We start from the raw sequence: 11,201 nt of genomic DNA, 5'->3' as shown, positions 1-11,201 counted from the left end.
TTTTTATCAGTGTTGACACATAAAAAGAGGTTCAGACACATAAACAGGCTGTGGAGAAGACTTTCTCCACAGCCTGAGAAAAAAGATATGCATCTTGCATATCTTTTTTCTCTTATATTTTAAATATATTGAGGTGTTATTTATGAAAAATATATATATCATTATCGGTTTTTTACTTATTTCTTTCCTTACAATGTATGTTTTGTTCCATGCTTCAATTATACAACCTTATACACCTTCCAAAGAAAATAAGAGAGAGAAACAAACCAATACTATTTCATACGGCTTGAAGGATAATCAAGGGCAACATATTAACAACGGTAGTGAAATTACTAGTGAGAATAATACAATTAACGTATCGTTATCCTTTATACATAATATTGACGAAGACCGAAAGTATGGATTAATTGTTCTAGAAGATTACGTACAAAAACCTTTCAAAATAGAAAATACTGTAAATGAACTATCACACTACTCTTTCGATATGAAACCAAATAGTTCGATTACTACGAAAATCTCTTTACACACTTCTCCTAACGCAAGCGAATTAGCCTTTTTAATTATTAAAAAACCTGAATATAAGTTAAAAGATAATGACTTACACAAAGCGTCTATACTAGAAGAGATTTTAAGTATGCGATATTCAATACATCATCCTCATAAAGAAAGTGAAACATTAAAGTCTACCCCTATACAGCCAAATACTATTTTAAAAGATGGTCTTTATGAGCCATTATTTGTTACGAGCAATGAAGAGAAATTACAAACGGTATTTTCTGAAAAGGAAGGTGAAACATTAACTCTATCGAACGGAAATGAAACAAAAGATGAAATACCTTATGCAATCGTGGCCTTTAAAGATTGGGAACAAGTTGAATTATTCCATAATAAAACGTCGCTTATACTACAGTGGCACCAGAAACGAGACAAACTTTTACTTTCACACTACCTACAGTGGAACAGGAAAGTAATTTTCAACTAGTCGCATTCCCATTTCCTTATAAAGTTAGTGAAGATCATTATGTCAGTCAACAAGCATACGGTTCATTTCGTATTGTAATTGAAAATAAAAAATAAATATGTTCCCACTTTATACAATTACAACAACGTAAAAAGCCTACTCACACAAGTAGGCTTTTTCATACTACGATAACTTCGTCAATAACTGATTTAAATCTTTTTTCGTTTTCGACGTTAACGACTTCATTTTCGTAATATCGATCTTTTCTTTTTCCGCGCCTACAATTAACGGATACATACTTTGACCGATTGTTTTAGAATCCGTCGGATGTGATGCTTCTAACTCTTTTTCAATGACATCCCACTTCTCATTAATTTGTTTTCCAAGTTTATTCACTGTTTCTAATTTAGGGTTAGCAGCTAATTGCTTGTCTAAGCTTTCAATTAATGTAACGACTTCTTTTACGTTCGTTTTCACAGCAACACTTTTCTTCGGATCTTTAGTAGTCTTTCCACTTGTCGTTTGGTCTGTCGTTTTCCCGCTAGTAGTTTGATCGGTTGCTTTGCCACTTGTAGTTTGCTCATTCGTTTTTCCTGTCGTTTCTTTTTCTTTTGTCGTTTTGCCGTTATTTTCTGTTCCAGATGATTCTTTTGTATTTTTTGCATCCTTATCTGTTTTTTCATTTGAAGAAGTATTTGTTTCTTTTTCAGTATCTTTCGTTGTTTTTGACGCTTCATCTGTACTTGTCGTTTTTGTTTCTCCTTCATTTTGTGCTGTTACTTGCTCTTTCTTTTCTGCCTCTTTATCTGCTGATGGACTACAAGCTGCCATAGTAAGCATTGTACCAATTGTTATCGATGCGATAGCGACCTTTTTCATTTTCATATAAATCCCCCTATGTTTACTTAATTTATCCTCCCCTTTACGATTCTATTTCCCCTTAAAAAATCCCTTTTCATACGAATCACCATCTTTCCGACAGTAATCTTCATAATAATACGTACAAAAACTGATAAACAGATTTGAATATTCGAGTTTCTTCTACTTCATTTTTCCTCTCTGCTGTAAAAGAAAAAGAGTATATTGTCACATCAAGAATTACTATCCTCATATGACAATATACTCTCCTATCAAATTTTTCTCTTTCTTGACATTTTATTTATACAAAAAAATATAAATATCTTAATTTTTTTGTTTCTCAATAATTGTTAACATAATATTTTTATGAGAAACCACCATTCGAATGAATGACTTGCCCAGTAATCCACTTCGCTTCTTCACTTACTAAAAAAGATATTAGGCGCGCAGCATCCAATGATTCTCCAACTCTACCTTGCGGGAATTTCCATACTAAATAATGTTCTAATTCCTCTGTAATCCACCCCGTATTCGTCGGTCCTGGATCAACGGCATTAACGGTAATCCCCTTCTCCATCGCAACTGGTGCTACTGATTTTGTAAATGCTTCAATTGCTCCTTTCGTTGCCACATATGCTAGTTCATCTGGCATTGGATCTAATGACTGCCCTGAAGTAAGATTAATAATACTTCCACTCTTCTTGTATGCATAATGTTTTATAAATAATGAACTTAATAACATAGTTGCCCGAACATTCACTGTATAATGTTTATCTAACTGTTCTACATTTAATTCCTCAATTCTTGTATGAGTAGCATACGCTGCATTATTAATTAAAATAGATGGATCACCTAATCGTTCTGATACCATATAAAACAAACGATTTGGTGAATAAGACTGTGATAAATTGATTTCTGCCATTTCACATCGAACACCGTAACTTTCAATCTCCTTCTTCAACAAAAAGGGCTCTTGATCATTCATTCCCCATGGCATCGCTTTATCATACTGAGACCAGTATGTGAAAAAAATGTCTATCCCTTTTTGAGCAAGCACCTTGCATACAGCTGCACCAATTCCATTCAGACGAGTTGCCCCTGTTACAATTGCTATTTTCTTCACCTTTTCTCCTCCATCTATGGATAAATCCCCTGCACGAATACAGAGGATCTACCTTCTTAATTAATATTTGACAATATACGTTCTGCACCTAATTTTAAAATTTTAATAAAGATATAATTTACAATCGTAAACATTGCAAATAAAACGATAAACATAACCCAAGGTCCGACTTGAAGGAAGAAGTATAATACACTTACTCCGGCTACAATAATTAAAGCTATTAAAATATTAGCTAAAAAATTCCACAAAGTTGTATATCGACTTTTAAATAATTTCTGCTCTGTATCCCAATGAATATCTGCAGTTTGTGCGTCCCAGCGTGTTCCAATTAAATTAATTAATAACAACCCGTTCGCACTTAGTAAAAACCACAGTATCATGAAGACTGGAGAAATTCCAGCTACAACTGCCATCGTAATACCAAATACTGCTAAAATAATCACATTAATTAACCAAGCAGTGATCGCTTTCGCAAAAAAGATATCCGAAGCTTTTACTGGTAAATATCGATTCACAAACCATGAGCTTCCATCACGTGAAAATGACGTCGTTGCAATGACGTTACTACCCATCAAAAATAACGATGCACAAAGACCAACACCGATTGCAAACCCCGTTGTCTCTGGATTGTTAATATACTCTGTAATAAACTTTAAATTCCCATCTTGTACAAATAAAATAAAGAACAACATAATCGGCATAACGAAAGTTTGTACGATACAATTTAAGAAAAATTGTGGTGTACGGAATAACGTTTTAAATTCTTTTTTCACATACGCTTTCAAATGTGAACTTTGTACGGTTGATTTCTGTAAACCTTCTGCTGAAATGACCTCTTTTTTTGCTGTACTCGTTGAAAGTCCAATAACCCCTTTTAAATATGTACGCTCTGCAATGTAATAAAACAACACAAAGAAGACAAATGAAATAAGGGCAAAGATCATTACATATAAAGGTCCCTTCCAATTTGCACTTTCTACTAATGCCACTGCTCCAAAATATGTAGTTGGAAAATAATTTGTCATTTGTACTATAAGAGAAGATTGATTATTTACAAGATATTCCGCAGCCCCGTCTCCAGAAAACGCACTTTTATTTCTCCACTGCATAAATACGTTAATTCCTACAATAAATAGTATACTTACGATTCCAATAAATATATTTCCTCGATCTTTATTTTTTGCTATATTTGTATACCTCATGATTACTGTCATCAGTAACGAAGCTAATACTAACGGCACGATTGGGAAAAGTAAGTAAATAAAAATCATATATATGTAATATGTAATAAATGCGCCACTTTTTAAACCGTACGTAATGAAGATGGGTAATAAAATGAATGAACTCATTACGTATTGTGTAATTAATACCGTTAAAAATTTTGCCGAAATAATTTGCGCTGGTTTTAATGGTAACGGCAATAACATTTCAATATCATTGCTGTAGTAAAATACAGTTAAAATGTTCGTAATACTCATTAAAAATACCCATATACTCGCAATCGCAAGTCCCATTGCGATAATCATTCCTGGGTCTTGCCCTAATTGTTTCATACCTTCATACATTCCGTGCGTCATCGAACCAAATATTAAAAAACCAACAAATAAAATAGCTGCAAATGAAAATACATATGCCCATCGCTTCTTCTTATCTGTTATGAAATCTGCATAATTTAATTTCAATAATACTTTCGTTAACGTCCAAATTTTACTCATTGCCCGTCATCTCCAAGAACATTTTTTCAAGTGATTCATTGGATTTAAAATGATCTCTCATTTCATTTAAATTTCCTTTAAACTGCAAATTCCCCTTATTAATAATAGCAACCCGGTCACATATTTTTTCCGCTACTTCTAATACGTGTGTAGAGAAAAATACAATCTTTCCTTTATCCGCATGCTCTCTCATCATTTCTTTTAAAATATAGGCAGATTTCGGATCAAGCCCTGTTAACGGTTCATCTAAAATCCATACATCTGGCTCATGCACGAGCACACCAATAATAACAATCTTTTGTCTCATACCGTGTGAATAACTTTGAATTTGATCAGATAAAGCATTATAAAGGTCAAATTTCTTCGCTAAAGACTCTATTCGTTCTTGGCGTACTTCTTTCGGCACTTCATACATATCTGCCATAAAGTTTAAATATTCAATTCCCTTTAATCGTAAAAACATATCTGGGCTATCAGGAACATAACCAAACGTCTTCTTCGCTTCCATCGGCTCTTCCATAATATTTTTGCCGTTAATCGTAATAGTCCCTTTGTCCACCCCATGAATACCAGTAACCATCTTAATTGTCGTTGATTTACCAGCACCATTCGGTCCTAAAAACCCAAAGATTTCTCCGCTAGGCACAGATAAACTTAAATCTTTTACTGCATAGGTAGACCCATTATAACTTTTTGACACATTCGTAATTTCAATCATTACATCCAATCCTTTCCTTAATTACCAAATAACTATATTGATATTATAGCATACTTCTATTTTGAGATTTTTACATTTTTCAGTTTATTTAACCTTTAAAATAAATGTACACCCCTAATCCAACAATTAAAACGACGGCTAATATAATATAAATCATCGTAAGACGTTTAATATTTCCTTTTGTCGCTTTACTATAATTCGCATCACCATTTCTCCCAATTAACACCGTCGCAATTACAGTAATCACTACAAGTAATACAACAATCATGATCCAAGTTAGCATTCCTTCCTCCCCTTCCTTACAATCATTTTACAATATTATCCTCTTTATTTCGCAGTATATTTCCTCTTTTTACTATTATTATGAAAAGAATTGGAAAACTATTATTACCATACATTTCTATACGTGATATATTTATAACATAATGTGATTTATTTCTAACATGATAAGGAGGATATATTTATGAAAACAACTTGGATTAAATATTTAGGATTTCTCGGTTTCTTCGGTTTTCTCGGATTTTTTTATGAAAAAGGATTTTTTACTATGTTCTGTTTCTTCTCCTTCTTCACATCGTATAGAACGGTTCAACACGATGAACTGTTTGAACAAATTGTCAATAAATCGTGCCGCAATGCATTTATCGTTACATTACTAACTACCACTATCATTCTGTTTATTGAAATGTTATTTCCAAACCCTACTTTACAAGAGATTGATATTGCTGTTATTTTCGCTACACTTATTCTTACGTTCGGTTTCTCTATGTTCTTTTACGATAAACCAGTTGATGAAATGGAAGATGTACCATGGCGTTCGTAACGAAAATAAAAGAATACCGCGCCAAGCTACATATGACACAAGAAGATTTAGCAAAGAGCGTTGGTGTACGCCGTGAAACAATTAGCCATCTTGAAAAAGGAAAGTACAATCCTTCCTTACAACTTGCTCACGATATAGCGAGAGCACTTCATAGTAAGATTGATGAGATTTTTATTTTTGAGGATTGATTAAAGGCATCCTGTCACCAGAATCACAAAAAAAAATACCATCATTCTTTCCAAAAAGAATGACGGTATTTCTCATTGATTATCCATATAAAACTGCATGAAATACGCCTAACAGTAAGTATTGATCCTCTATATAATCATCATCATACACATTCATCTCGATGTAATACATATCTTCCTCAAGACGAATATTCCAATCTGCGATTACATAGCCCTTTCGTAATAACTTTCCAAGCCCAATTGAAGTTTTGTGAACAACATATTCTTCTCTCTTATATGTAAAGGTAAATAAGAAATTTGCGTCTAATAACTTTCCGTCACATACAAGTATTTCATGCTCTGCATCATTATTATCTTTGTACGTTACTAAAATCTTTCTTTGGCGCTGCCTACTTACATCCTTTGCAATGACGCGAATATTATCCTTACTATCCTTTATTTCATAAATGATATTACTACCGATTTTTGGAATGAAGTCTAGTACTCTCATCAACGTATTTTTATAGTAGCCCCGTACTACGCCTACTTGTTTGCTTTCATTATAAACTTCTATTGATATCGTATCCGCTTTACTATCACACGGTCGTTTGTAAGAAAGCTGCATCATTCGCTCTCCTCTTAAGTACTGATCAAACGTCACAGGATATTCTATCGCACGCAGTTCCTTATTTAGCTCATATAAATAACGCCCAACGCTCTCTATTAATGCTGTAGTAGATATACGTTCCTGAAGTTCAAATTGTTGCCAACTGGAATAAATTCTCCACTGATTTTCCTCTTCATAGGAAAAACCAAGAATTATCTCATCACGGTCAGCCGTTTCATAATTCATATGTACGTTCTGCCCGTATTGAACTTGTTCCATCCACTGTCCTAAATAAATGCCGAGCTCTGCAACCTTCATGCATGACTTTTGAAAAAGTACTCTTTCACTCGCGCAAATCGTTACATCTCCTTCGATAAAGCCCTTTGAATAAGCATCATACCGTGACTCATCCTTCTGCGGGAGACTTTTGTCTAACTCAAATAAAAACGTTAACATCCTTTATTCACCTCTAGTTGTTACACTAATCATACATGACATCGCATTACTCTGAGAAACTATTTATATACGTATATTTAATTCACGCATTATAACACGTGAATGACCTTGTATAGTAGCGCTATTTTTTATTCTATATCTTAGTATATGAACTTATATGAGCGATTTTTCTAATATATCTATCGTAACTTACAATATATCAACGATTTTTTCAATATATCTATCGCAACTTACAATATATCAACGATTTTTCTAATATATCTATCACAACTTACAATATATCAACGATTTTTTCAATATATCGATTTTTCGACAAATATCAGCACAATTAAAATGAAGCTACCTTTTCTTCCGCCACTTCCCCAATTTCTAAAATTTGTAGCAGACTCTCCACTTCATAAGTCGGCTTAACACCCGTCATATTTTCTTTCAAACTCGGATTATACCAACACGTATCAATGCCGTAATCTTCTCCGCCTTTCATATCAGAAGTTAGCGAATCTCCAACCATTAGTACACTTGATTTATCCGTAATCCCAAACTTTTCAAACGCATAATCAAAAATCTCACGTGCTGGTTTTTGATGCCCCACTTCTTCAGAAATAATAATATGTTCAAAGAAGTTACGTAAAGGCGAATTTCCAATTCTCGATTGTTGCACCTTCGTATATCCATTCGTAATAATACCTAGCTTGCAATCTTGTAGATTTTCACATAATTGCACTGCACCTTCAATAAGATGTACTTCTTTCCCTAAGTTTTCAAGGTATACATCACTAAATTGCTGCGCATCTACTTCTATATGATGAAGTGCAAATAATTGTCTAAATCGATCTACCGCTAATTCACTTAGCGTAATCATTTTATTCTCTAAATCTCTCCATAACCCATTACTAATCTCTTTATAACTTGCAAGATAATCATTATACCCTGTAGGCATGCCGAACTGTACAAACGCGTTATGTAATGCGTTTCTTTCCGTTTCAGGGAAATCTAATAATGTATCGTCTACGTCGAATAATATAACTTTGTATTTCATGATGTTCTCCTCAATTCCTATTTTCAAAACTTCATTTTCATAGCTTCATTATAAACTTTTATATATTTCATTATAAAGTGCTTTGACTCGCTCTTTATAGAATACACCTTTATCCTTTATTTTCAAATGTGCTATAAATAAGTTTGCTAGCATGACCGCTGTATCTAGTCTATAAAATAAATTAACAATATGAGGGGTAGCATTAAAGATACTATCATTCTTATATCCATCTTTAAATTCATCCCAACTAACCTCATTTGTTTCAGCTATTCTCATAAGCTCCAATAACGGATGACCAATTAAAGCGTTATCCCAATCAACTATTGCTTTAACTTCTCCATTATACCCAATTAAATTGGCTGGTCGAATGTCCATATGTAATAAACACTTTACATGATTAGCTGTACTAAGAATATGTTCAATTGTTTGTGCATCTGGAAGTTTAATACCACAATTCGTAATTGTATTAAAACCTTCTACTCGTTTCACAATGCGTTCCGCTATATACTTACTAATTGGCTCTTTAATATTCTGCTCGTAATGTAAACCTTCAATTGGCATACTATGAAGCTTGCTGACTAACTTCCCTATTTCGTATGCCGAAATTGGCATATGATCCGTAGCCACATAATCCGATATTAAAAAATCAAGTTCGGTAGAAAGATGCAATCTGTGTATACTTGGTACTGGAATACTTTTTGAATGACAATACTTAGAAAGCTCTGCTTCCTTTTGCAACGAAATCCGACTATTAAATAAATCTTCATTTATATTTTCTACTTTTCTTTCCCACGGCACTCGAAATGCTAAAGGTCCCTTTCCTGAATCTCCGCGAAAAACAATATTTTGCACTCCCGTTCCAATCACCTTTAAATCCTGCACAGCTAATTCCTTATATTCTTGACTTAATATTGTTGTTAAACTTTCCCTTAACTCCTCTGCTTTTAAACGTGTATGGATCATTTTATCCCCCGATTCGTAAGTTCTTTTCATCCATTTTCTCCTCGGTGCACAACATCCTCATAAACAAAATTATAGCAACAATAATAAAAGGAGGCTAATCCAAATCAGCCTCCCTTCTTCTTATTTTTCTTCTAACAATAATACTTTCATTTCCTCTAACGACTCTTTCGTAAAGCCAAGAGCTTTTTCAGCGTATACTTCAACTGATCCGTATTGCTTATGGATTCCATCAATCGCAGCTTGTAAATATTCGGCGCGTGCTTCAAACATTGCACCTAATATCGCTCTACTCTCATCGTTTTGTAGTTTTGCACCTAAAAAGGCCATCATTTTTTCATTTAATTTTTCACGGAAACCGTTACTTAGTAAATAATCTTCCATTACTGTTTTTTCTGGCACACCTAATAGAAGTAGTAATAATGCTGATCCAAATCCAGTACGGTCTTTTCCAGCTGTACAGTGGTTTACTAATGGTAAGTTTTCCGGATTTTGTGCAAGTTGTAAGAAGCTCACGAACGCCTCGTTACCACTTACAAAATCTTGGTTCATTTTCACAAGATATTCACCTGGTTTCCCCAACAGAGAAAGGTCACCAACTTGGAAAAACTCATTTATATTTAAGTCTTTCGCCAAGTCTTGCATAACTGGTAAGCATACTTGACGAGCACCTGTAATCTCTGGATTTGGCTTATGCTTCACTTCAAAGTCTGTACGATAATCACAGATTAACTTTAATCCAGATTTCTGTAAATACGCAATATCCCACTCTGTTAGTCCCGCTAATTCTTCAGAACGGTACAATTTGCCCCATTTTACTTTACGGCCTTCAGTCGTTTCATATCCTCCCATATCACGGAAGTTAAACGCTCCTTGTAGTGGCAATCTACGCTCAGCTACTGTCACTGCTTGTCCATTATTTCCTACTAGTCTAAAATATGGGCGTTCATTTTCACTCGGGTTTTCAATAGTGCATGATGATTCCCCGTTTGCAGTTACAAGTAATTCTCCATTTTCTTCAATATAATCTGGTGAAGTACTCCAATAAATGCGTACTTCTTCTATATTATTTTCCCACTTTATATGTAACATATTATCTTCATTTCGTTCTACAGTTGCTTGTAGCCAATTTTCTTGCTGCTCCATTCTTTCACCAACGCTTTCTTCGTATAGTCTAATCCTTCTCTATTGTATTATAGGAAAACATACTTTGTCGTTTCGATTTTTCTTTTTATCTTACAAACACGCAAAAAGTTCTTTTATTTGTTCATAATTTATACACGGATTCCCTCGAAATACGTATGCGATTTGTTCATTACCTAAACCTTCATATATATAACTGTTCCGCGATCTGGATGCGAATAAAACTCTAACCCATTTATTATCTGTTTAAGGTAATAATTCATTTTCCATGAAGAAACAGGATAGTACACTTTGTTTTTATGTCTACAAACCCAAAGTGCATATAGTTGATTATCTTCGTTCCAGTATACATACTGCGTTTCGTAATTTCCGAAACCAACCGATTCAAGCGTCCAACTTAGCTTTTTATGAATTGGCAAATTTACATAGGATACGTCTTCTGGAGCATTCCACTCCCGACATCTTCCTATATCGCCTATTTCACCTTTTCGCTTAAAAACTTAATAAGTAAAATGGTGTATGTAATATCGTTTTCGCCAAATCCATATTTATCGGCTGTAACCTAAATATCGGATGTTGTACAAAACATTATTTGTTTTATATTAAGTTTCTCTTCCTCTTTCGTCGGTAG

11 protein-coding genes and 2 pseudogenes are annotated in these 11,201 nt (G+C 33.9%); 3 read left to right on the top strand and 10 right to left on the bottom strand.

The genetic code is table 11. The annotated features are described in order from the left end of the window. Window positions 1-142 precede the first annotated feature (142 nt). Window positions 143-1,077: pseudogene (locus JDS98_RS21245) on the top strand (hypothetical protein). A gap of 67 nt (window positions 1,078-1,144) precedes the next feature. Here JDS98_RS21245 and JDS98_RS21240 read toward each other — a convergent pair. The 5 genes from JDS98_RS21240 to JDS98_RS21220 form a co-directional block, all read right to left on the bottom strand. Then, complete coding sequence (locus JDS98_RS21240) at window positions 1,145-1,846, bottom strand: hypothetical protein (RefSeq protein ID WP_000782530.1); 702 nt, start codon at window positions 1,844-1,846, stop codon at window positions 1,145-1,147. A 337-nt stretch (window positions 1,847-2,183) separates the two neighbouring features. Beyond that, complete coding sequence (locus tag JDS98_RS21235) at window positions 2,184-2,942, bottom strand: SDR family oxidoreductase (protein ID WP_000716978.1); 759 nt, start codon at window positions 2,940-2,942, stop codon at window positions 2,184-2,186. 56 nt (window positions 2,943-2,998) lie between these two features. Beyond that, on the bottom strand, window positions 2,999-4,657 hold the full coding sequence (locus JDS98_RS21230) for a putative ABC transporter permease subunit (protein WP_199634299.1): 1,659 nt from the start codon (window positions 4,655-4,657) through the stop codon (window positions 2,999-3,001). Beyond that, a complete protein-coding gene (locus tag JDS98_RS21225) occupies window positions 4,650-5,375 on the bottom strand; it encodes an ABC transporter ATP-binding protein (RefSeq protein ID WP_199634298.1) in 726 nt (241 codons plus the stop codon). The genes JDS98_RS21230 and JDS98_RS21225 overlap by 8 nt, the downstream gene beginning before the upstream one ends. Before the next feature lie 88 nt (window positions 5,376-5,463). After that, a complete protein-coding gene (locus JDS98_RS21220; protein ID WP_000958861.1) occupies window positions 5,464-5,658 on the bottom strand; it encodes a hypothetical protein in 195 nt (64 codons plus the stop codon). Window positions 5,659-5,838: 180 nt separating this feature from the next. Here JDS98_RS21220 and JDS98_RS21215 point away from each other — a divergent pair, with 180 nt between their 5' ends. Then, complete coding sequence (locus tag JDS98_RS21215) at window positions 5,839-6,198, top strand: DUF3796 domain-containing protein (RefSeq protein ID WP_087970369.1); 360 nt, start codon at window positions 5,839-5,841, stop codon at window positions 6,196-6,198. After that, window positions 6,186-6,386 (top strand): helix-turn-helix transcriptional regulator, encoded by a 201-nt coding sequence (locus tag JDS98_RS21210; protein ID WP_000896289.1) that lies wholly within the window; start codon window positions 6,186-6,188, stop codon window positions 6,384-6,386. Before JDS98_RS21215 ends, JDS98_RS21210 begins: the two co-directional genes overlap by 13 nt. A 79-nt stretch (window positions 6,387-6,465) precedes the next feature. Here the strand turns inward: JDS98_RS21210 and JDS98_RS21205 are convergent, their stop codons facing one another. From JDS98_RS21205 to JDS98_RS21185, 5 genes and pseudogenes are all read right to left on the bottom strand, one after another. Then, window positions 6,466-7,428 carry a tubby C-terminal domain-like protein gene (locus tag JDS98_RS21205; protein ID WP_097860863.1) on the bottom strand — a complete coding sequence of 321 codons (963 nt, stop codon included), beginning with the start codon at window positions 7,426-7,428 and terminating at the stop codon, window positions 6,466-6,468. Between the two features lie 328 nt (window positions 7,429-7,756). After that, on the bottom strand, window positions 7,757-8,467 hold the full coding sequence (locus tag JDS98_RS21200; RefSeq protein WP_000875936.1) for a YjjG family noncanonical pyrimidine nucleotidase: 711 nt from the start codon (window positions 8,465-8,467) through the stop codon (window positions 7,757-7,759). A 48-nt stretch (window positions 8,468-8,515) separates the two neighbouring features. Continuing rightward, complete coding sequence (locus JDS98_RS21195) at window positions 8,516-9,460, bottom strand: phosphotransferase family protein (RefSeq protein WP_199634297.1); 945 nt, start codon at window positions 9,458-9,460, stop codon at window positions 8,516-8,518. Window positions 9,461-9,550: 90 nt separating this feature from the next. Continuing rightward, the gene (locus tag JDS98_RS21190; protein WP_097959667.1) at window positions 9,551-10,573 is read right to left on the bottom strand and encodes a tyrosine-protein phosphatase; all 1,023 of its coding nucleotides are present in this window, start codon (window positions 10,571-10,573) and stop codon (window positions 9,551-9,553) included. Window positions 10,574-10,663: 90 nt separating this feature from the next. After that, a pseudogene (locus JDS98_RS21185) lies at window positions 10,664-11,140 on the bottom strand (hypothetical protein); the annotation flags it as partial. Between the last annotated feature and the right edge of the window lie 61 nt (window positions 11,141-11,201).

It is taken from the genome of Bacillus cereus group sp. N11, assembly GCF_016483605.1.
Taxonomy (GTDB): domain Bacteria; phylum Bacillota; class Bacilli; order Bacillales; family Bacillaceae_G; genus Bacillus_A; species Bacillus_A toyonensis.
This window is presented reverse-complemented; position numbering and strand designations above follow the sequence as displayed.

Bases quoted from the DNA above. Each gene is read 5' to 3' on its own strand.
- JDS98_RS21240 (WP_000782530.1), bottom strand. From the start codon at position 1,846: ATGAAAATGAAAAAGGTCGCTATCGCATCGATAACAATTGGTACAATG.
- JDS98_RS21230 (WP_199634299.1), bottom strand. From the start codon at position 4,657: ATGAGTAAAATTTGGACGTTAACGAAAGTATTATTGAAATTAAATTAT.
- JDS98_RS21225 (WP_199634298.1), bottom strand. From the start codon at position 5,375: ATGATTGAAATTACGAATGTGTCAAAAAGTTATAATGGGTCTACCTAT.
- JDS98_RS21220 (WP_000958861.1), bottom strand. From the start codon at position 5,658: ATGCTAACTTGGATCATGATTGTTGTATTACTTGTAGTGATTACTGTA.
- JDS98_RS21215 (WP_087970369.1), top strand. From the start codon at position 5,839: ATGAAAACAACTTGGATTAAATATTTAGGATTTCTCGGTTTCTTCGGT.
- JDS98_RS21210 (WP_000896289.1), top strand. From the start codon at position 6,186: ATGGCGTTCGTAACGAAAATAAAAGAATACCGCGCCAAGCTACATATG.
- JDS98_RS21205 (WP_097860863.1), bottom strand. From the start codon at position 7,428: ATGTTAACGTTTTTATTTGAGTTAGACAAAAGTCTCCCGCAGAAGGAT.
- JDS98_RS21200 (WP_000875936.1), bottom strand. From the start codon at position 8,467: ATGAAATACAAAGTTATATTATTCGACGTAGACGATACATTATTAGAT.
- JDS98_RS21195 (WP_199634297.1), bottom strand. From the start codon at position 9,460: ATGAAAAGAACTTACGAATCGGGGGATAAAATGATCCATACACGTTTA.
- JDS98_RS21190 (WP_097959667.1), bottom strand. From the start codon at position 10,573: ATGGAGCAGCAAGAAAATTGGCTACAAGCAACTGTAGAACGAAATGAA.